This window comes from Thalassovita mediterranea, assembly GCA_019448215.1.
In the GTDB taxonomy this organism is placed as follows: domain Bacteria; phylum Pseudomonadota; class Alphaproteobacteria; order Caulobacterales; family Hyphomonadaceae; genus Henriciella.
In genome coordinates, this window is the sequence record CP080408.1 from 1,752,925 (window position 1) to 1,773,595 (window position 20,671).

Below are 20,671 nucleotides of genomic sequence, written 5' to 3' on the forward strand. Positions count from 1 at the left end.
TCCATGGTGACTACCATCTCCTTTCAAAGCGGCGTCTGAGAATGATCGCGATCAAGTTCATGAGAATGAGGAAGATGAGCAGCACGATAATCGCGGCTGCCGTCTGCGGTTCCCATGCGCGTTCTGCACCCGTCGACCACTTATAGATCAGAACGGGCAATACCGTCGACTCGTCCATCGGGCCGTCGGGGACTTCTGCAACGAAGGCGACCATGCCAATGAGCAGAAGCGGGGCGGTTTCGCCGAGGGCGCGGGCCATGCCGATAATGGCCCCCGTCATGATGCCCGGCGCGGCAAGCGGCAGCACGTGATGGAAAACCGACTGGGTCTTCGAAGCCCCAACACCGAGCGCTGCCGTCCGGATGGAAGGGGGCACCGCCGTCAGCGCAGCGCGCGACGCGATGATCACCGTCGGCAGGACCAGAAGGCCAAGCACGAGACCACCGACCAGCGGCACAGAGCGCGGCAGCCCCATGAAGTTGATGAAGACAGCTGCGCCAAGCAGGCCGAACACGATCGATGGCACCGCGGCAAGATTGTTGATGTTGACCTCGATCAGCGATGTCAGGCGGTTCTTCGGTGCGAACTCTTCAAGGTAAACCGCTGCAAAGATGCCGACCGGAATGGCGAGGAGCGCGGTGACCAGCATGGTCAGAAGCGAACCGACGATAGCTGCGGCCGTACCGGCGAGCTCCGGATAGGTGCTGTCTGAATTGGTGAACAGGCTGGTGTTCAGCACCGATTTGATGCGGCCCTGGGATTGCAGGATCCTGGTCCAGGCGATCTGACGGTCAGTGACCGTGCGGTTTTCCTGGCTCTGCGCAAGAACGAGGGCCTCCATATCGGCGCCTTCTGCCGGCAGCGCGCGCGGACCGGCGAGATAGGTCAGCGAGAGGTCCCGGCCTTCGGAAGCTTCCATCCGGTACCAAGTGTTTCCAGCCTTGATCAGGGCGACGGCCGGGGCATCATCGACATCGCTCCGGGTGAGTTCGGTAAGCGCTGCGTCGAGCTTTTCAGCAGCGTCCTGCGAGGCCATCGTCAGCGTCACGCCATCCTCGGTTGAGCCTTCTCCGGCTGCAACAGTGCCAATCTCGACGGATTTACGGGCGCTGACGCCGCCCTTGAGGAAGAGATCAATATCGTCGGCAAGCGCGACATTGAAGATCTGCTCGGATCCAATGGTCTCAGGGGATTCGGCGGTTGCGTGCGCGATGGGCAGGACGGCAAGGCGGGTAAACATGCCATAAAGCTCGCGCTGAATATTCCGGTCGGCGTCATCGGAGAGAAACTCGTCGGCGAGCTGGTCCTGCAGCATGAGGTTAAAGCCGCTGACATTACGGGCGATCGCTTCGGGGTCACGCGTGCCATCCGGGTCGACATAGCTCGCCTCTATGTTGAGGTCATAGCTCAGCACATAGCGCGAGAAGGCGCTGCTTGCCTGACCGAAGATCGAGATAAGCAGGGTCACGAGCGCGACAATCGCGATGCCGATCGCAAGCTGCCCATACAGCTTGAAACGCGCCTCGGCGCCGTGGCGTTTCTTCAGGCGCTGCAGCGCTTCTTCGGTAACGAAGGTGCCAGTGTTCGCTGTGCCTTCAGTCGGGCTACTCATATTTTTCCCTGTACTTCTTGACCACGCGAAGCGCGATGAGATTGAAGATCAGCGTGACGATGAACAGCACGAAGCCGAGCGCGAATGCTGACAGCGTCTTGGCGCTGTCGAACTCTGTATCACCCGTTAGCAGCGCGACGATCTGAACCGTGATGGTCGTCAGGTCAGCGGTCGGGTCGGGCGTGATCTGGGCACGCTGGCCCGCAGCCATAACGACGATCATCGTCTCACCAATGGCACGCGAGACCGCGAGCAGCAGGGCTGCAATCACGCCCGGTAGGGCAGCTGGCATGACGACCTGCTTGACCGTCTCGGACTTGGTCGCGCCCATCGCATAAGCGCCATCGCGCAGGGTCTGCGGCACGGCATTGATCACGTCATCGGACAGAGACGACACGAACGGGATGATCATGATGCCCATGACGAGGCCGGCGGCGAGCGCGCTGGTTGGCTGCGCAGCCAGGAAACCGTCCGGAATGAAGGGGAGGCCGTTGATCCAGGTGGCGCTTGCGCGGACGATCGGGGCGACGAATTGCAGCGCGAAGAAGCCATAGACCACGGTCGGGATGCCGGCGAGCAGCTCGAGGATCGGCTTGACGATGCTGCGGACGCGCGGGCTGGCATATTCCGACAGGTAGATCGCCGAGAAGAGGCCGATCGGCGCGGCGACCAACATCGCAAAGAATGCGATCAGGAAGGTGCCGAAGAAGAGCGGGATGGCGCCGAAATCTGCACCCGTCTGCGCATTCCACTCTGTACCGAAAAGGAAGCTGAAGATGTTGACGCGTGAGAAGAAGCGAAGCGCTTCAAACAGAAGGCTCGCCACAATGCCGATCGTGGTCAGGATGGCGATTGCGGCGCAGAGGAAAAGCAGGAATTTGATGCCGTCTTCGACACGCGCCCGCGCACGGAAGTCGCCGCTGAGGCGGCTGCGGCCAAAGAAGAAACCTCCGGTCGCTGCCAGAACGGCGAGCAGGATAGCGGCGATGCGCGAAAGGCCAACGAGGTCGGTGTAACGGTCGGATGCTGCGTCGAACAAGGCATTGCCCGTTGCCGTCGCATCGCGGCGTGTCGCGTGCTCTGAAATCCGGTCGATATACTGGCTGAGCTCCAGATCACCGAGCGCGCGGATACGCTCCGGAAGTTCACTTGCGAACTGGGCGCGCACCAGCGATTCGCCAAACATCATGTAGAGAAGGAGGATGACTGCCGCCGGCGCGATGGTCGCCATCGCAACGAAATAGCCATGATAGTTCGGCTGCGAATTCAGCTGTGAGGTATACCCACGGGCAATGCCCACGGCCTGCGTGCGGCCTATATAGAAGGCCATGAAAGCAGCCGCGGCGAGCACTGCAAAGAGCAGCCAAGCGACGGGCAGATGTCCGAAAGTTTCCAGCATTCCGCTGCGCACCCAATAGTCGTCTTTGGGGCCTCATAACGTCGCTGATTGACACATATGTGACACATACTGATCACAAGCGCGCGAGACGGCTGGAAGCTACCGCCTAGAATGCGGCAGTGCTCTGAAACTGCAGGATTTCATCTGATTCAGCATGCTTGAACATAAGACTGCTGGCATGCAGGCAAAGCCGTCCAGCACTCGATTCTTCGCCATAGAGCCTGTCACCCAGAATCGGGTGGCCAATCGACGCCATGTGAAGCCTCAGCTGATGTGTCCTTCCGGTCAGCGGTTGCAGTCTGACATGAGCATGAGTGGCTGATTGCGTCTCAAGCTTCCAAAGTGTTCTCGAGGGTTTGCCTGAGCTCGTGTCGATACAGCGACGCGGCCGGTCATCCCAATCGCGTCCGATCGGCAGGTCGATTTCTCCCGAACTGCCATCCATCGTGCCGCTCACCAGTGCATCATAGACTTTTATGACGTCGCGGCTGGCAAACTGGCGGGCGATTTCTGACTGGGCTGCCTTCGTGCGTGCCATCACGATAAGGCCCGATGTATCGAGGTCGAGCCGATGAATATCGAAGACGGATCCATAGGCGTTAGACAGGTAGGTGCGCACGCTTGGATGCTTGAGGCTGCCACGGCCTGGCACCGATAAAAGGCCTCGCGGCTTGTCTACGACGATCAGGGCTTCATCAATATAGACGATATGCAGGCTGTCTGGACCAGGCGGGACATAGTCCGGTTCTGGCGGAGCAGGCATGCTTCAACTTTTCGGAGCGGCGTGGCTTTCGAGGCAAGGAAGCCAGACGCCGAAGCAGGTGCCCTCCTGCTCCTTGCTGGCCACTGCAAGGCCGCCTCTATGGCGGGCCATGATGTGCTTGACGATGGCGAGGCCAAGACCCGTGCCCTCAATGTCGCCGCCTCGGCTTTCGTCTACTCGGTAGAAGCGTTCGCCCAGCCTAGAGAGGTGCTGGCGAGCAATGCCAACCCCGTGATCGCTCACGCTGATCCAGGCCGCCGCCGCTTCGGAGGACGCGCGCGGCTGCAGGAGGATCGATCTCGTCGCCTGTTCATTCGAGCCGGTCGCGAGTTTTCCCGCATCCGTCATGCTGCGCGCCGTGCCAATGGAAACTGTGACCCGGCCGCCTCTCGGGGAATATTTCATCGCATTGCTGATGAGGTTCTGGATGACCTGGGCGAGTTCGTCCCATTTGGCGGTCACGCGGATTTCCCGTCCGAGCCCATCGATGGAGAGTTCGATGGCGCGTTCGGCTGCCAGGGGCTGGAGCGCGAGTACCGTCTGGCTGAGAACATCGCTGAGATCGATGACAGTGTCAGGTGCGCGATGTTCACTGAATTCGATGCGCGACAAGGAGAGAAGGTCGGAAACGAGGTGGCGCATCCGGTCGGTCTGCTTGTGCATGATCTCGAGAAAGCCATCCCAGGATTCGCGGTCATCGCGCGCAGGGCCTCTCATCGTCTCGATGAAACCGGCAAGGGCAGTGAGCGGCGTGCGAAGTTCATGGCTGGCATTGGCAAGGAAGTCTGCGCGTGCCCGCTCAGCCCGGTGTACGGCCGTGCGGTCTTCGAAAACGACGAATACGCTTTCCGGTTCTGGGCCCGGGGTCAGGTGGGCCAGCCATAGCTCGTCGCCATCGATCGCCATGAACTCAACCCGTTCACCAGCGCGGCTGCGGGAGACGCGGTCGGTCGCGGCAAGCACGTCTGGCTGCCTGATGATGACAGACTTGAGGGCGCCTTCGATATGATTGATCCGAAAGAGATCGGAAATCTTCTTGTTGGCGGAATCGATGCGGTCCTCGCCTGAAATGTAACAGGCTGGAAAAGGGAGTGCATGAATAAGCGAGCGTACGGACGATTTCATCGCCTCGTCACTGGCCTGGATGTCATCGACCGGAGCAAGATCAATCGCAGGCGGAGCCGAGCCAACGAAATAGGCGAGCGCTCCCAGAGATAGCACGATGATCGCTGTGATGCCTTCAAAGAAACCTAGTGCGCCGGTCAGCACCATGAAGCCAAGCAAGCCGCTGGCTGAAATGCCGAGCACGACGAAATCCCGGATTCGTTCCGCCCGGCGTAGAGCCAATTGCTTAGGGTGCTTGCGCGCGCTTGCCATTCTTCTCCAAACCAAGAAAACGGGTGTGCGGCAAGTCGCCTGAGCTGTATCGCGGCTGAAAAGACAGCTGTTTTCGCCATATTTCGAGTTGCTGCGAATGATTATTGAAATTCGATAATCATTTGTTGACAGTCGAGTAGTCGGGGCGTAGAGCTGCGATCACATCAAGTGAGGATGGAATGAAGTTCGAAGGCCTGATCATCGCTGCCGTAGCGCTTGCTGGATGTAGCAGCATGCCGAACGTCGAGAGCCTGGCCGGAGAGCCTGTTGCCATGTTCCCTGCGGCGCCTGACGCCCCCAAGACGTGGGCGAAAAGCGGCGTTTCCGGCAAGCTGCCGACGGGTGACTGGATCTCCCAATTCGGCGATCCGGTCATGGAGACGCTGGTTGCCGAAGCGCTTGCGGCAAACCCTGACCTTCGCTCGCAATATGCAATCGTGCAGGCAAGCCGGGCGCAGGCGCGCTCTGTTTATGGCCGTTCGCTTCCGAACGTTTCGGTCTCCGGTTCAGCAGGTGTCAATTCGACCTACAGCGAGCCCCTGGACGAACGTTTCACCGACCCAGCCTATGGTCTTGGCGTTGATGCGAGCTGGACCGCCGACCTCTGGGGACGGATCCAGGCCGCCGTTGACGCTGCAGAAGCTGATCTCGCTGCGAGTGAGGCCGATCTCGCATCGCTGCGCCTTACCCTCGCTGCGCAGACGGCCATTGCATGGACCGATCTGAACGAAGCGCTCGCGCAGGAGCGTCTTGCCATTGCCACTTTTGAGGCCCGCGACCGCATCGTGACGCTGACGGAGAGACGCTTCTCGCGCGGCCTGTCAAGCGCGCTCGACGTTCGTCTGGCCCGCAGTGCGCGCGCTACGGCGGAAGCGGCAATCGCTGCCCGTCAGCAGGCACTTGGCAACGCAACGCGCCGGCTTGAAATTCTTGTGGGACGCTATCCTGCCGACGAAATCGAAGCGCCGGGTCTGCTCCCGGAGCTGGCACCTATCGAAGCGGCCGGAACGCCAGTGCTTCTCCTGTCGCGTCGCCCGGATATTGCAGCTTCAGAGGCACGTCTGACGGCCGCTGGGCTTCGGGCCGAACAGGCACGCCTGGCATTGCTCCCGACGCTCAGCCTGAGTGGGTCGCTGAGAACAAACCAGACTGAATTCGCCGACCTGTTCGACCCGGTCCGCATCGCCGCGAATGCCATCGCGAGCCTGTCCCAGCCCGTGTTCAACGGGGGCGCTCTGCGTGCAGACCGCGACGCGGCCATCGCTTTTGCTGAAAGCGCGCTGGCGAACTATGCTGGCGACGTCCTGCAGGCCTGGCGTGAGGTCGAGGATGCGCTGGCCGCCGATGAGTTTCTGGCAACGCAGGTGGAGGCTCAACGGCGCGCTCTGGAAGAAGCGACTGTGGCGGAAGAGATCGCTACGCGTCAGTACTCCAGTGGCCTTGTGTCGATCTTTAATCTGATCGACGCGCAGACACGTAGACTAAACGCAGAGAGTAATCTGATCGCAACCCGGTCAGCCCGCGTTTCCAACCGTATTTCCTTCCATCTCGCGATAGGTGGTGCGGTCAGCGAGGAGGCTTTGGCCTCTGAACCAGAAATATAGAAGACGTCGAAACAGAGACCTCCCATGAAGCGTATCATCACAATCCTGCTGCCAGTCATCGTCCTCGTTGGCATCGTCGGGGCCGGCTTTGTCCTGACCCAACTGTTCAAGCCTCCGGTGGAGCGTGCCGAAGAGCAGCCTCGCGGTCTCTCGGTCTTTGCTGAAGTCGCAGAAGAGACAGATCTGGACCTCAAGGTCCGCGCGCAGGGTGAAGTTCGTCCCAAGCGGCAGATCATCGTCGCGCCTCAGATCGCAGGGCGTATCTCTTACGTATCTCCAGATTTCGTCGACGGTGGCTTTATCCGCCAGGGACAGGTGCTCGTTCGCCTTGAAGCGGCCGACTATGAGCTGGCCGTGACGCGCGCCCGGTCTGGCGTCGCTTCAGCCCAGCAGGCACTGGCACGAGAGCGCGCTGAGGCTGATCTTGCCGAGCAGGACCTTGCAGACCTTGGTATTGAGGATGCAAGCCCACTTGCCCGCCGCGAGCCACAACTCGCCGAAGCGCAAGCCAATCTCGACTCTGCGAAAGCGCTACTCGCCGACGCGCAGCTCGCTCTCAACCGGACCGCGGTGACCGCGCCTTTCTCTGGCCGTGTGCGTGAGCGAAGCGCCGACCTTGGCCAGTTCGTGAGCCCGGGCCAGACGCTCGGCACGATTTTCGCAACCGATGTCGTCGAAGTTTCCCTGCCGCTTTCCGATGATGAGCTTGGCCGCACGGGTCTTCCGCTCGCCTTTGCTGAGACAGCAGATAATCCGGGGCCGCGCGTGGTCTTCACGACCAATGTCGCCGGCGAGCCGCGCGAGTGGGTTGGCCGTGTGAAGCGCACTGCAGCGGCTCTCAACCCGCAGACCCGCCTTATCAACGTGATCGCAGAGCTCGAAGACCCTTATGGCACGGGCGCCGATGACGGTGTGCCGATGGCGCCAGGGCTTTTTGTCGATGCTGAGATTGATGGACGCCGGCTAGAAAACGTCGTCCGCGTACCCCGCTCGGCCCTGCGCGGCGTCGATCAGGTCTTCATTGGCGATGGTCCTGAAGGAAAGCTGCATATCCGTACTGTCGACGTGGTCTACAGCACCGATGATGGGGCCTTTGTCGCCAGCGGTGTTGAAGATGGTGAGCTGGCTGTCGTTTCGCCGATCCAGGCTGCTTTCGATGGCATGAGCATCCAGGTTGTCGAGCGCATGCCCGACGGCTCGCTCGTTCCGCGCACCCCGCGCAAGTCATCCGCCGATGAGAACGAAGAAGAGGACACCGCCGCTGCACAGGTTGCCGGTGAAACTGAAGGAGCTACCCAATGAGCGGTCTTGTCGCCTGGTGGGCCAGAAATGGCATTGCTGCCAACCTTCTGATGGTCGTCGCCTTCATTGGCGGCACCTTCGGCTTCCTCAGTCTTGAGAAAGAAGCCTTCCCCGCAGGCGACTGGAATGGCGCCAGCGTCTCTATCGCATGGCCCGGCGCGTCCCCACAGGATGTTGAGGACCAGATTGTCGTACGCCTTGAAGAAGTTGTTGCCGATATCGATGGCCTGAAGCGACTGACCGGCGTCGCACGTGAGGGTGTTGGCTACGTCAACCTGCAGACCGAGCTTGATATCGACGTCGACGAATTCGTCGATGAAGTGAAGCGCCGTGTCGATACGATTTCGAACCTGCCGCAATCTTCCTTCCCGCCCCAGGTAAGCCGATGGAGCGCGAACAACCAGTTCATGGGGCTGGCGCTTCACGGCAATGTCGATCCGGCGACGCTGGACTATTATGCAGATGAGATGCGCGACCGGATTGCGCTGCTTGAGGGCGGCGAGCTGGCGCAGGTTCAGGGAACGCTCGGCGAAGAAGTCTCCATCGAAGTCTCAGAAGCGGCTCTGCGCCGCTACAACATGACGTTTGCCGAAGTCGCCAATGCGGTTCGCAGCTCCTCGATCAACTCCTCGGGCGGCACGGTCCGCACCGAAACCGGCACCGTGGCGATCCAGGCCCGTCAGCTTGCTGATACGCGTGAAGACTTCGAGAATATCGTCATTCGCCAGAGCGCAGAGTTCGGCACCATCCGCATTCGCGACGTTGCAAACGTCGTTGATGGATTTGTCGATGGCGAGCTGGACGCCACCTTCAATGGCGAACCGACCGCCTTCATCATGGTGAACCAACCAGAGAAGATGGACATCGTTCTCTACTCCAACAACATCAAGGACTTCATTGAACGCGCCAATAGCGGCCGCGGACAGGATGCTCTGCCTGAAGGCCTGAAGCTCGACCTGCTGTTCGACATGTCGGAGGTCTATGAAGGCCGTATGGACACGATCAGCTCTGCAGCCGTGCAGGGTATGGCGCTCGTTCTTATCATCCTGATCCTCTTCCTGCGCCCTATCGTGGCGTTCTGGGTGACGATCGGTATCGGTACTGCCTTTGCCGGCGGGATCATGATCCTGCCGCTTTTCGGCGTGTCGCTGAACTTCCTCTCTCTCTTTGCAGTTCTTCTCGTGATTGGCGTGGTGGTGGACGACGCGATTGTCGTTGGCGAGAATATCCACAAAGAGGTCGAGAGCGGACGAAGAGAAGGGCTTGGTGCTGCGACTGTCGGCACGCAGCTCGTGCTCAAGCCGGTTATCTTCGGCGTTCTTACAACGATGATCATGTTTGCGCCGTGGGCATTCATCCCCGGCCCTGAACGCCAGTTCACTGCGCAGATCACCTATGTCGTTGTTGCGGCGCTGGCATTCTCTCTCATCGAGTCGATGTTCATCCTGCCATCGCACCTCGGCCATATGGAGCCGCAAAAGTTTGACGGCCCACTCGGCAAGCTGATGCGCCTTCAGCAGACGATCGCTGACAGCCTGATCACGTTTGCAAACCGGGTCTACAAGCCGCTGCTCGAATACGCGGTGAAGTTTCGGTACGTCACGGTTGCGATTTTCACGGCGCTCTTTGTGCTCGCGATCATGCTGGTGCAATCGAACATCGTGCCGTTCCGCTTCATGCCTCAGATCGAAGATGACCTTGTTCAGGTCCGCATTGACCTGCCCGATGGTTCGCCGCAATCGCGTTCGCTTCAAGTGCGTGACCAGCTGCGACTTGCGGTGGAGCAGGCGCGCCAGACATTCGATGAGCGCTACCCGGAACTGGGCGGCGACCACATGATCCGCGACATTTCGATCGTCGCGACGGAGGGCGACGTCCAGTCGTGGATTGGCCTGATCCCGCCGCAGGACCGGCCGGACGGCGTGTCGACCAAGGAAATCGCTGACGAGATCCGCGCCAATTTCGGTGAAGTCCCGGACGCTGAGGAAGTGAACTTCCAGTTCACGATCAACAATGCCGACAATTCCATCCGCTACGCGCTGAACAATGATGATCTCGACGTTCTGCGTCAGGCTGCCGACGATGTGAAAGCTCAGCTCGCAACCTATGAGCAGGCCTTCGACATTGGCGACAACCTCTCCTCTGCGGCCCAGGAAATTCGCATCGACCTCAAGCCTGGTGCGACATCGCTTGGTGTAACGCTCGGTGATGTGACCTCGCAGGTTCGCGCTGCCTATTACGGTATCGAAGCCCAGCGCCTTCCGCGTGATGGCGATGATGTCCGCGTCATGGTTCGCTATCCGAAGGAAACCCGCGAATCCGTAGATAGCCTCCGCGACCTTCGTATCCGCACCAATGACGGCCGCGAGATCCCGCTCGAACAGGTCGCAGAGATTTCCTTTGCTCCTGGTATCGACCGGATCCAGCGCCGTGAGCGGATGCGCTCGGTGACCGTCTTCGCTGATCTTGTTGGCGACAGCACGCGGGCGACCATCTTTGCCGACATGGAGCAGAACTTCTGGCCTGAGTTTGCCAAGAAGTACCCAACGGTCACGCGGGGTGCGGTCGGCGATATCGAGAGCGAACAGGAGTTCGTGCAGGATATTACGAGGCTGTACATCATCGCCTTCGTGTCGATGTACATCCTGCTTGCCATCGCCTTCCAGTCCTACTCCCAGCCGCTTCTTCTCATGCTGGCCATCCCGTTTGGCTATGCTGGCGCAGTGTTCGGTCACTTTGGTTTCGATACACCAATGGCGCTCTTCTCGATGTTTGGCATCGGGGCGGCCGCTGGCGTCGTCATCAACGATAACCTCGTCCTGGTGGACTATATAAACCGACGGCGAGAGGAAGGGGCAGGTGCGCTCCAGGCCATCGTCGATGCAGGTGTGTCCCGCTTCCGCCCGGTGCTTCTGACGTCTGTCACCACCTTTGTCGGTATTCTGCCGATGATTGCGCAGAAGTCGGTGCAGGCCCAATTCCTGAAGCCAATGGTGGTATCGCTTGGTTCTGCGGTGGCATTCGCGCTGTTTGTGTCGCTTCTTCTCGTTCCGGCTTTCTACGCCGTTGGATGCGAAGTTGGCCGCATCTTCCGCTGGACGTGGGGCGGCATGCCCTATCGCAAGATTGGCGACTCCTATGAGGGTGAAGCTAATATTGATGAGGAAGAACTCATTGGCACCAGCCGCGGTGCGCGCCCTCACCCGGCAGAATAATATTTCCTTTTCGCGGCAAGCTACGGGGTGGATTTCCCGCAACTTGCCGCGCTATCAAGAATAAAACCTGATGGAGACCCCCAAAGATGAAATATCTGATGTCCGGCGTTGCTGCCGCAGCTCTTCTCGGCGCGTGTGCCACTACTGATCAGACCGCGGACGTTTCTACGCCGCCAGAAACGAGCCAGACAGCCGACGCTCAGCGTGTCGTGGAAACCACTTCGCCTGACTATTGGGGGAGCTGGGGTATCGATACCGGTCTGATGGACCGCGATGTCCAGCCGGGCGACAATTTCTTCATGTACACAAGCGGCGAGTGGTTCGACAATTTCGAACTTCCAGCCGACAAGACCCGCTACGGCGCGTTCGATCTTCTTCGTGAGAAATCCGAGCAGCAGACCCGCTTCATCATCGAAGATCTTGCAGCTGAAGAGCCGCCAATCGACACCGCTGAAGGCAAGGTAGCCGCGTTCTACAATGCCTATATGGGCACCGACGCGATCGAGGCAGCAGGCCTGGCGCCAGCCCAGCCTTATCTTGACCAGATCGCAGCCATCGACAGCCGCGAGGCGCTGGCACGCGTCTTCATGTCGCCGGGTTTCTCATCGCCGATCAATGGCTTCGTCTGGGTCGATGACAAGAATCCGGACGACTATATCTTCCAGATGTCGATGGGCGGCCTCGGCCTGCCGGACCGCGAATACTATCTCAAGGACGACGAGAAATCGGTTGAGATCCGCGCGAAGTATGAAGAGCTGCTGACCTTCTTCCTTGAGAAGGCTGGCTATGAGGATGCGGCAGCAAAGGCGGCCGACGTTCTGGCGCTTGAAACCCAGCTTGCTCAGGCTGACTGGGACCGCGCCGTCAGCCGCAACCCGGAAATCACCTACAACAAGCTGACGCGCGATGAGCTGATCGCCCTTGCTGGCGATTTCCCGCTAGCAACCGCGCTGGAACAGCTTGGTGTCATGGGCGAGGAAGAGTTCCTCGTCACCGAAGTCCCGCCAACGGCAGAAGAAATCGCTTCTGCTGGTCTCTCGCAGGAAGATGTCGATAAGCTCGGCGCTGGCATCCCGGCGGCATTCGAGCTGGCAAACACCGCTGATCTCGATACGTGGAAAGCCTATCTCGCCGCCCACATGCTGTCGAACTTCGCATCGGTTCTGCCATCGGAAATCGATGACGCAAACTTCGCCTTCTACGGCACCACACTCAGCGGTCAGCCCGAGCAACGCCCTCGCTGGAAGCGCGCCGTGTCTGCCGTGTCGGGTACGCTTGGTGAGGCCATTGGCGAAGTCTATGTCAGCCGTCACTTCCCGGCGGAAAACAAGGAGCGGATGGATGAGCTGGTCGCGAACCTGCGCACAGCCATGCACGCCAATCTCGAAGACCTCGAATGGATGGGTGAAGAGACCCGTGAGCGCGCACGCGAGAAGCTCGACAAGTTCAATCCGAAAATCGGCTATCCGGGCGAGTTCGAGACCTATGAAACGCTCGAAATCACTGACAACGCCTTCCAGAATGCTGTGAACGCAGCCGTCTGGGGCATGGAAGACAACCTCTCCCGCCTGAACGAGCAGCCTGACCGCAATGAGTGGTTCATGACGCCGCAGACGGTCAACGCCTATTACAATCCAGGCTATAACGAGATCGTCTTCCCGGCTGCTATCCTTCAGCCGCCTTTCTTCAACATCAGCGCTGATCCAGCCGTCAATTACGGCGCCATCGGCGGCGTGATCGGCCACGAAATGGGCCACGGCTTTGACGACCAGGGCTCCAAGTACAATGGTGACGGCGTCCTCGCCAACTGGTGGACCGAAAGCGACCGTAGCGCATTTGATGAGCTGACCTCGGCTCTGGTTGCCCAGTACAACCAGTACTGTCCGCTCGGCGAAGGCGACCCATGCGTTAATGGCCGTCTGACACTTGGCGAGAATATCGGTGACCTCGGCGGTCTGTCGCTGGCTTACCGCGCCTATCAGATCAGCCTCGACGCAAATGGTGACGGCGTCGTTAGTGAGGATGAGCAGGCGCCGATCCTCGACGGCTATACCGGTGACCAGCGCTTCTTCATGGCATGGGCGCAGGTCTGGCGCTCGAAGTATCGCGATGAAGCAAAGCGTAACCAGCTTCTGACCGATCCGCATTCGCCGCCAGAGTACCGCGTCAACGGTATCGTTCGTAACTTTGACGAATGGTACGAAGCCTTCGACGTGGCAGATACCGATGAGCTCTACCTTCCGCCGGAAGAGCGTATCCGCATCTGGTAACACGCAGCAGATCTTGCTGAGTAATCGTGAAAGGGCAGGCCGTCAGGTCTGCCCTTTTTCCGTTCCGACTGCGATTATAGAGGTGTTTCCTGCGTGCTGGCCCTTTCCAGCGTGCCAAAGGTCTGGCTTCTAGGATGCCTTCTTGCCTTAACGGCAAGCGGGGTGATCCTGGAGGGTAGAATGCCTTTGCCATTGGCGGTCAGCGCCTATTTCGACAGGCTTTCCGGGCCGGTGAAGGAGATCGCGCTGGAGCTGTCGCGCGTCATACCTTCGCGTGGGCCGAGACTTATCGCGACGATGGCTTACGCTTCACCTTGCTGGACGGGTCATGACCGTGTCGTCTCGATCATCGCGCATTCCAGACACTGCAACCTCCAGCTCTGGCAGGGGGCGCAGTTGGAGTCGAGTTTCTATGGGCGGATCGAAGGCAGCGGTAAGTCGCTTCGTCATGTGAAGATCCGAAGCCTCGATGAAATTGATGACGAATTGCTCGACATCATCGACAGGGCGATCGCGCTCGACGCAGCCTGAGCTTGGCTGTCACCGCTAATAACGCCGTTGGATTTGTGTCGACGCGTGGTAGCCTTCGCGCATCGATCAGACAGGAGCGCGAAGTTGCGCCAATATTTGTTTCTCGCCGCCATTTCTCTCGTCGCCGCTCAGGCCGCAGCTGCTCAGACGGCAACGGTTCAGGCCGCGCCTCCCATAGACACGCTATACTTCGTGGTTCGCGATGGCATCGTGATGTCCACGCAGGGGCACACCATGGTCATCGACTATAATGACGATGGCACATTCACTGGCGATGTGAGCGGGACGGCGTTTCAGGGCACTTACCGTCTGGACGGTGCGCGCCTCTGCGCCACGTCGAGCCTTGCAGCCTCCGAAACCTGCACGACCTATCCGGAAGGCATGGCTTCGGGCGACACGTTTGATGTTACGAGCCCGGCTCTAGGGGGCGTGCGCGTTCACATACGCACGCCCGAAGAGAACCGCGCTGCAGCTGCCGTCGCTCAGGCGGGCAACTGACCGCTTAAAGCGTCGGGTTGATGAGGAATTTCTCCCCTGTGCGCTTCGCGTTGTAGTTCTGAAGCGTTTCCGGATCGAGCGCTTCGGCCAGCGAAATCTCGTCGGTATAGTGGCTTGCGAAGGTCGTCTTCAGCTCAGCCATGACGCGCTTGCGCAGCTTCTCGCGGCCTTCAGCGCCGATCTTCTGCAGGAAGTAGGTCAGCAGATAGCCACCTGCGCTCCACGCCATGCCGACGCCCGGCGGGATGGTGGTCGGCGACAGGTCGAGACGTCCATAGATATAGACGTGCTTCGGATCGGCTGAGCCATAACGGCTATACTCAGCGCCAATATTGGCCGCCGCTTCCATTGCCGTGAGGAGCTGACCGGCGAGCGGGCCACCGCCAACAGCATCAAAGGCCAGCGTCGCCTTGGTTTCTACGATCGCCTTGATCAGGTCTTCCATGAAGGTGTCGCTCGACGAGTTCACGACATGCTGCGCGCCGAGGTCACGGAGGATCTGTTCCTGCTCCGGCTTGCGCACGACGTTCACCAGCGGCACGCCGTCAGCGATACAGATCTTGTTGAGCATCTGGCCGAGGTTGGACGCAGCGGCGGTATGGATGAGGCCTTTGTGGCCTTCCATGCGCATCGTTTCCGGGAAGGAGAGCGCGGTCAGCGGATTGACGAAGCATGACGCGCCGTCGCGGGCTGTTGCGCCCTCTGGCAGTTCCATGACCTGCGCGACGTTCAGCATGCGGTATTCGCCATAGAACTCGCCGCCAAGGCCGGTCACTGTCTTGCCCATCAGCGCCTGAGCTGCATCGGACGAGCCAGCGGCGACGACCGTGCCTGCGCCTTCATTACCAACGGCAAGGGACTGGCCAAGGCGGGCCTGCATGGCGCGCATGCCAGCGCCCGGAATATCTGCGACCAGCTTCGGATTGTCCTTTGTGCCCTCATTGCGCAGCGTCGACAGATTGCCTGCACCGACCAGCAGGCCGAGGTCAGAAGGGTTGATTGGCGTGGCCTCCACGCGGATGACGATATCAGTGTCGCCCGGCGTCGGCATTTTCACGTCGGCAAGGGAAAGCTCAAGCTTGCTATCCTCTGTCACGAGCGTGCGAAGCTGTTTGAATGTGTCTGGAAGTCCTGAAGCCATTTCGCTTTCCTCCTTGCGGGCTCATTTTCGTTCGCACCGACATGGAGGCAGCCGATGGCGGACGCAAGGCAAAGACGAAAACTTAAGCTGGCCTTGGAAACAGGCAGCGCACTTCCAGACCCGGCTCCAGCTTCCTGAGCTGAAGCTCCGCGCCGTGATGGCGAGCAATGCTGGCTGCAAGGCTGAGGCCGAGCCCGGACCCGGCCGTCGTACGGCTCCGGTCCAGCCTGTGAAAAGGCTTGATCGCGTTCTCTAGTTCACCTTCCGGTATGCCAACACCATTGTCGCGTACGAGCAGCTGCGCCGCGCCTTCACGCGTGCTGACACCCACTTCGACATGCACACTCGGCTGATTATGGCGCAAGGCATTCTCCACCAGGTTGACCAGCATCTGGGTGATCAGCTGCGCGTCTCCGACAACGTACACCGGCTCTGCGCTCACCAGCGAAATCGACTTGTTTTCCGCTTCAGCGACGGCAGCGAAGGTCGAAACGACGCGCCCGGCAATGTCTGAAAGCTCGACCGTTTCAGCGGCAATAGGTGTGGACCGACTTTCAAGCTCAGCGATTTTCAATAGGGCGGCGAACGTGGCGAGGACTTCGTCGAGCAGGGCTGTCGTTTCCGCCAGCTCATGACGCTGGGCCGGTGTGTCTGCCGTTTCGACGAGGTGTTCGAGGCGCTGGCGCAGATGTCCAAGCGGGGTCCGGAGGTCATGCGCGATGCTGGCAGAGACATAGCGCACGTCCCGCACCAGTGCCTCGATGCGGTCGAGCATCTGGTTGATCGTGCCTGCGAGGCTGTCAAACTCATCGCCCGAAGGCGAGACGGGCATCCGGGCGCTCAGCGATTCCCGCCCGACAGCCTCTGCGGTCGATTTCATATTCTCTACCCGGGCCAGGAAGCGGCGGCTCACAAGCAGGCCTGCGATGAGGCTGAGCATTAGGGCCGGGATCACCACAACCAGCATGGCGTGGCGCAGCGCCCTTGCGGCCTCACCGACGATCCGCGTATCGGCGCCGATACCAAGCCTGTACCCGTCATCGAGGGGCGTCGTCAGGACGATGAGGTCGCTCGCTCCTTCCTGCTTCAGCCTGCTCCAGCCGCCTCTCTCGGGCAATTCGATGCGATCAAAGATGGATACCCCGCCCGAATTGGTCAGCGTATATCGCAGCCGATTTCCGGGGTGGCGTTCGAGCCGTTCGCTGATGTCGTGGCGCAGCTCTTCCAGCCCGTCATCATTATAGTCGCCCATCAACTGGCTGGTTTCATTGCGGATCTGCGCGCGCAGCTGGTCTTCCATGTCGTCGCGCAGGCCGAGATAGATGAGGATGCAGAGCGCCAGCGTGCAGGCCGCAAAAAGCCCTGCGGCCATGGCCGTCAGCCTGAAGCCTGATGAGCTCAGCATCCTATCCATCGTCTGACAGCCTGTAGCCGGCCCCGCGAACCGTGTGGATGAGCGGGCGATCAAACCCCTTGTCGATCTTCGAGCGAAGCCGGCTGATATGGGTTTCGACAATGTTGGTGCGCGGGTCGAAATTGAAGTCCCACACATTCTCCAGCAGCATGGTGCGGGTCACGACACGGCCTTCATGCCGCATCAGGTATTCAAGCAGCCGAAATTCCACGGGCTGAAGGCTGATCACTTCTCCATCGCGTTCTACGGTACGCTTGAGCCGATCAAGGCAGAGACCTGCCAGTGCGTAGGTCGTCTGCGGTGCATCGCTCGGGGCAGCAGACCTCACCAGTACGCCGACACGGGCGTGAAGCTCCGCGAAGGCGAAGGGCTTTACAAGGTAGTCTTCCGCGACCTGAAGGCCCTCTACACGGTCTTCGATCCCGCCAATGGCGGTCAGGAAGATGGCCGGTGTCTGGTTGCCGCCTGCACGCAACATATTGAGCAGTTTCAGGCCATCGATACCGGGCAGCATGCGGTCGATGATGAGTGCGTCATAGTTTGCATCGGTCGCCATCATCAGGCCGTCCTGGCCATTGGCGGCGTGATCGACGACATCGCCATGCTCACGAAAGCCGCGGCTCACATAGTCGGCCGTTTCCCTGTCATCTTCTACCAGCAGGTATCGCAAGCGTGTTCTCTCCAGAAAAAATGCCCTGCCGCAGGATATGCGGCAGGGCGGGGGAATTTACAGGGGGCGTGCCCTAGTCATCGCGGTCTTCGCGCGTGCTGGTCACTTCGCCCGTGACGCCATCGACGATGACGTCATAGATCTTGCCGTCTGCAACCACGGAGACTTCAAACTCCGGCGAGAAGGAATCATCCTCGATCTGGGCGTCAAAAGCCTTGCCCTGTGTTGCGCCTTCAGCTGCGACGATTGCATCGACGAGCGAGATGTCGGCGTCGCTCAGTGCGCGGGCATCTTCGACGTCGGCGATGGCGACGCCTGCGGTGGCGGCACCACCAATGACAGCGGCAGCGGCGAGGGTGCGAATTGGAAGTTTCATCAGGTTTCTCCTAAGCGTTTTCAGTGTTCCAGAACTTTCTGGATGACTGGACCTTCGCACACGGCACCTGAAAGGGATTTTGCCGGAACTATACAGTTTCCCAATGTTGCACTGCACGCATGGAGGCGTGGCAGAGGCCGGTTAAGGGCTTGACGCTGCGTCGCCTGAGGCGCATCTCTTCGCACACGCAAAAGACGACAAAATAGCCCGGAGGAAAAGATGGCTCATGATCCCGTAGTAATCGTAGGTATGTCCCGCACGCCCATGGGCGGTCTGCTGGGCGACCTCGCTGGCATGTCCGCAAATGAGCTTGGCGCCATTGCTGTGAAAGCAGCGTCAGAAGAGGCCAAGCTATCTGAGACGGACGTCAACGAGATCATCATGGGCAATTGCCTGCCTGCAGGTCAGGGTCAGGCCCCGGCGCGTCAGGCCGCCATCAAGGCCGGTCTCGACAAGGGCACTGAAGCCACCACCATCAACAAGATGTGTGGCTCCGGCCTTCAGGCGGCTGTGATGGGCGCGAACGCCATTGCAGCTGGCAATGCGAACATCGTGGTCGCAGGTGGCATGGAGTCGATGACCAACGCGCCGCACCTCGTTGACCTGCGCAAGGGCCACAAATACGGCGCTGCCGGCATGAAAGACCACATGGCGACCGACGGTCTCGAAGACGCCTATGAAGGCGGCCCGATGGGCAACTTCGCCGACATGATCGCCCGCGAATACCAGTTCACGCGTGAGCAGCAGGACGCCTATGCGCTTGAGACGCTCGCCCGCGCCCAGAAGGCGACCAAGGAAGGCAAGTTCAAGCGCGAGATCGTTCCTGTCACGATGAAGACCCGCAAGGGCGATGTGACGGTCGACACGGATGAGCTTCCACGCACCGCGATGCCGGACAAGATCCCGAGCCTTCGCCCGGCCTTCAACAAGGACGGCACCGTGACCGCAGCAAACGCATCGGCCATCTCTGACGGCGCGGCGGCTCTGGTCCTGATGAAACAGTCCGAAGCTGAAAAGCGCGGCCTGAAGCCAATCGCCAAGATCGTGTCTTCCTCCAGCCATGCGCATGAGCCGAAATACTTCACCACGGCGCCCGTGCCCGCGATGAAGAAAGCCCTCGAAAAGGCTGGCTGGTCCAAAGACGATGTCGGCCTCTGGGAAATCAACGAAGCCTTTGCTGTCGTTCCGATGATCGCCATGAAAGAGCTCGGCCTCTCGCATGACATCGTCAACGTGAATGGCGGCGCCTGCGCCATGGGTCACCCAATCGGTGCGTCTGGCGCGCGTATTCTCGTCACGCTGCTCGCTGCGATGGAAGACCGCGATGTGAAGAAGGGCGTTGCTTCGCTCTGCATCGGCGGCGGCGAAGGCATCGCCATGTGCGTTGAGCGCGTCTAGGCGCCAGGCTTGCTAGGCGAGACAATTATCCCGGCCCATTTCCGCGAACAGGCGGAATGGTGCCGGACTTTGGGCTCGTCATTCACGGCAGACCTCTGTCTTGCCTTTGCAGAAGATTTCGAGGCCGGCGGTATCATCGCCGGCCTTGTTTCTGACTGGCCGACCAATCCCCGCAAGGATGCGCTGGCGCTCCGGCTAGCCGGTTGCCTCCATCACGCGGTGCTGACGGGCCGTGCGCCCGAACTGGCGCGTACCTATCCAGCGTCGGATCCTGACTGGAAGATGAGCAACGTCTGGCCGCTCGCCCGCGACTGGCTGGCGGCACACCGCGACTGGGTCAACGCTTTCCTCGAGAGTCCGCCGCAGACCAATGAGACACGGCGCTGCATTGCCCTCCTGCCCGGGTTTCTGGAGCTGGCGGACCGTTTCGATATGCCGATGCATCTTCTGGAGCTGGGTGCTAGCGCGGGTCTGAATCAGAAATGGGATCGCTACAGCTATTCGACCGCCAGCTGGCAGCGCCTGCAACGGCCCGAAACCGGCGTCACGATCACCACCGACTGGCAGCTTGATCCGCCCCGTTACCTGGATGCCCATCCGCGCATCGAAAGCAGGGCGGCTTGCGACCTCTCACCCTTCGATCTCAGCGACCCTGAACAGGTCATGCGCCTGAAATGCTACACTTGGCCCGATCAGGAAGAGCGCCTGTCGCGCCTCGATGCGGCAGTCAGCCTGGCCCAGCAGACGGGCATAAGCGTGGACAAGGCGGACGCTGCTGACTGGCTCACCAATAAGCTTGAGGCGCGCCCGGCAAAAGGGCTCACCGTCGTCTTTCACTCCGTCTTCCTGATCTATCCGCCGCGCGATGTGATCGGACAGATCATGAGCACGATCGCCGCGCATGGCGAACGCGCGACGCCGGACGCGCCGCTGGCCTGGCTATCCTATGAATCTGAAGCGCTTTTCGGCGGCAACACCGATACGCCGATGATGGAAACGCGCCTGCAGTTCTGGCCAGGTGGCGAGGCACGCACGCTCAACCGCTCAAACGGCCACGTCACGCAGGTGGTCGCGCCGCTGGTATAACTGTCAGGCCAGTTC

16 protein-coding genes are annotated in these 20,671 nt (G+C 60.2%); 8 read left to right on the forward strand and 8 right to left on the reverse strand.

Features of this window, described 5'->3' with window-relative positions:
* Window positions 1-10 precede the first annotated feature (10 nt).
* The 4 genes from pstA to KUV46_08745 all read right to left on the reverse strand — a co-directional run bounded on the left by pstA (window position 11) and on the right by KUV46_08745 (window position 5,082).
* Window positions 11-1,612: a phosphate ABC transporter permease PstA gene (gene pstA / locus KUV46_08730; GenBank protein ID QYI99441.1), complete on the reverse strand. Its 1,602-nt coding sequence runs from the start codon at window positions 1,610-1,612 to the stop codon at window positions 11-13.
* Window positions 1,605-3,011 (reverse strand): phosphate ABC transporter permease subunit PstC, encoded by a 1,407-nt coding sequence (gene pstC / locus KUV46_08735; protein QYI99442.1) that lies wholly within the window; start codon window positions 3,009-3,011, stop codon window positions 1,605-1,607. The genes pstA and pstC overlap by 8 nt, the downstream gene beginning before the upstream one ends.
* Window positions 3,012-3,117: 106 nt before the next feature.
* On the reverse strand, window positions 3,118-3,774 hold the full coding sequence (locus KUV46_08740) for an RluA family pseudouridine synthase (GenBank protein QYI99443.1): 657 nt from the start codon (window positions 3,772-3,774) through the stop codon (window positions 3,118-3,120).
* 3 nt (window positions 3,775-3,777) lie between these two features.
* On the reverse strand, window positions 3,778-5,082 hold the full coding sequence (locus KUV46_08745) for a two-component sensor histidine kinase (protein ID QYI99444.1): 1,305 nt from the start codon (window positions 5,080-5,082) through the stop codon (window positions 3,778-3,780).
* Window positions 5,083-5,330: 248 nt separating this feature from the next.
* Here KUV46_08745 and KUV46_08750 point away from each other — a divergent pair, with 248 nt between their 5' ends.
* The 6 genes from KUV46_08750 to KUV46_08775 all read left to right on the forward strand — a co-directional run bounded on the left by KUV46_08750 (window position 5,331) and on the right by KUV46_08775 (window position 14,571).
* On the forward strand, window positions 5,331-6,755 hold the full coding sequence (locus KUV46_08750; protein ID QYI99445.1) for an efflux transporter outer membrane subunit: 1,425 nt from the start codon (window positions 5,331-5,333) through the stop codon (window positions 6,753-6,755).
* A 24-nt stretch (window positions 6,756-6,779) separates the two neighbouring features.
* A complete protein-coding gene (locus tag KUV46_08755) occupies window positions 6,780-8,057 on the forward strand; it encodes an efflux RND transporter periplasmic adaptor subunit (protein ID QYI99446.1) in 1,278 nt (425 codons plus the stop codon).
* Window positions 8,054-11,272 carry an efflux RND transporter permease subunit gene (locus tag KUV46_08760; GenBank protein ID QYI99447.1) on the forward strand — a complete coding sequence of 1,073 codons (3,219 nt, stop codon included), beginning with the start codon at window positions 8,054-8,056 and terminating at the stop codon, window positions 11,270-11,272. The genes KUV46_08755 and KUV46_08760 overlap by 4 nt, the downstream gene beginning before the upstream one ends.
* An 86-nt stretch (window positions 11,273-11,358) precedes the next feature.
* The gene (locus KUV46_08765; protein QYI99448.1) at window positions 11,359-13,542 is read left to right on the forward strand and encodes a M13 family metallopeptidase; all 2,184 of its coding nucleotides are present in this window, start codon (window positions 11,359-11,361) and stop codon (window positions 13,540-13,542) included.
* 180 nt (window positions 13,543-13,722) lie between these two features.
* The gene (locus KUV46_08770; protein QYI99449.1) at window positions 13,723-14,073 is read left to right on the forward strand and encodes a DUF1801 domain-containing protein; all 351 of its coding nucleotides are present in this window, start codon (window positions 13,723-13,725) and stop codon (window positions 14,071-14,073) included.
* A gap of 84 nt (window positions 14,074-14,157) precedes the next feature.
* A complete protein-coding gene (locus KUV46_08775; GenBank protein ID QYI99450.1) occupies window positions 14,158-14,571 on the forward strand; it encodes a hypothetical protein in 414 nt (137 codons plus the stop codon).
* A 4-nt stretch (window positions 14,572-14,575) separates the two neighbouring features.
* On the opposite strand, the gene KUV46_08780 is transcribed toward KUV46_08775, so the two are convergent.
* The 4 genes from KUV46_08780 to KUV46_08795 all read right to left on the reverse strand — a co-directional run bounded on the left by KUV46_08780 (window position 14,576) and on the right by KUV46_08795 (window position 18,172).
* On the reverse strand, window positions 14,576-15,622 hold the full coding sequence (locus KUV46_08780) for a zinc-binding dehydrogenase (protein ID QYJ02380.1): 1,047 nt from the start codon (window positions 15,620-15,622) through the stop codon (window positions 14,576-14,578).
* A gap of 172 nt (window positions 15,623-15,794) precedes the next feature.
* A complete protein-coding gene (locus tag KUV46_08785; protein ID QYI99451.1) occupies window positions 15,795-17,117 on the reverse strand; it encodes a HAMP domain-containing histidine kinase in 1,323 nt (440 codons plus the stop codon).
* Window position 17,118: 1 nt separating this feature from the next.
* Window positions 17,119-17,796, reverse strand: coding sequence for a response regulator transcription factor (locus tag KUV46_08790; GenBank protein QYI99452.1), 678 nt, complete (start codon window positions 17,794-17,796; stop codon window positions 17,119-17,121).
* Between the two features lie 73 nt (window positions 17,797-17,869).
* Complete coding sequence (locus KUV46_08795; GenBank protein ID QYI99453.1) at window positions 17,870-18,172, reverse strand: PepSY domain-containing protein; 303 nt, start codon at window positions 18,170-18,172, stop codon at window positions 17,870-17,872.
* A gap of 219 nt (window positions 18,173-18,391) precedes the next feature.
* Here KUV46_08795 and KUV46_08800 point away from each other — a divergent pair, with 219 nt between their 5' ends.
* Entirely contained in the window at window positions 18,392-19,570 is a 1,179-nt protein-coding gene (locus tag KUV46_08800; GenBank protein QYI99454.1) for a thiolase family protein, read from the forward strand.
* 9 nt (window positions 19,571-19,579) lie between these two features.
* On the forward strand, window positions 19,580-20,656 hold the full coding sequence (locus KUV46_08805) for a DUF2332 domain-containing protein (GenBank protein QYI99455.1): 1,077 nt from the start codon (window positions 19,580-19,582) through the stop codon (window positions 20,654-20,656).
* The last annotated feature ends 15 nt before the right edge of the window (window positions 20,657-20,671 follow it).

Excerpts from the sequence above, each read along its gene's own strand:
- pstA (QYI99441.1), bottom strand. The coding sequence starts at position 1,612 with ATGAGTAGCCCGACTGAAGGCACAGCGAACACTGGCACCTTCGTTACC.
- pstC (QYI99442.1), bottom strand. The coding sequence starts at position 3,011 with ATGCTGGAAACTTTCGGACATCTGCCCGTCGCTTGGCTGCTCTTTGCA.
- KUV46_08740 (QYI99443.1), bottom strand. The coding sequence starts at position 3,774 with ATGCCTGCTCCGCCAGAACCGGACTATGTCCCGCCTGGTCCAGACAGC.
- KUV46_08750 (QYI99445.1), top strand. The coding sequence starts at position 5,331 with ATGAAGTTCGAAGGCCTGATCATCGCTGCCGTAGCGCTTGCTGGATGT.
- KUV46_08755 (QYI99446.1), top strand. The coding sequence starts at position 6,780 with ATGAAGCGTATCATCACAATCCTGCTGCCAGTCATCGTCCTCGTTGGC.
- KUV46_08760 (QYI99447.1), top strand. The coding sequence starts at position 8,054 with ATGAGCGGTCTTGTCGCCTGGTGGGCCAGAAATGGCATTGCTGCCAAC.
- KUV46_08765 (QYI99448.1), top strand. The coding sequence starts at position 11,359 with ATGAAATATCTGATGTCCGGCGTTGCTGCCGCAGCTCTTCTCGGCGCG.
- KUV46_08770 (QYI99449.1), top strand. The coding sequence starts at position 13,723 with ATGCCTTTGCCATTGGCGGTCAGCGCCTATTTCGACAGGCTTTCCGGG.
- KUV46_08780 (QYJ02380.1), bottom strand. The coding sequence starts at position 15,622 with ATGCCGACGCCGGGCGACACTGATATCGTCATCCGCGTGGAGGCCACG.
- KUV46_08785 (QYI99451.1), bottom strand. The coding sequence starts at position 17,117 with ATGCTGAGCTCATCAGGCTTCAGGCTGACGGCCATGGCCGCAGGGCTT.
- KUV46_08795 (QYI99453.1), bottom strand. The coding sequence starts at position 18,172 with ATGAAACTTCCAATTCGCACCCTCGCCGCTGCCGCTGTCATTGGTGGT.
- KUV46_08800 (QYI99454.1), top strand. The coding sequence starts at position 18,392 with ATGGCTCATGATCCCGTAGTAATCGTAGGTATGTCCCGCACGCCCATG.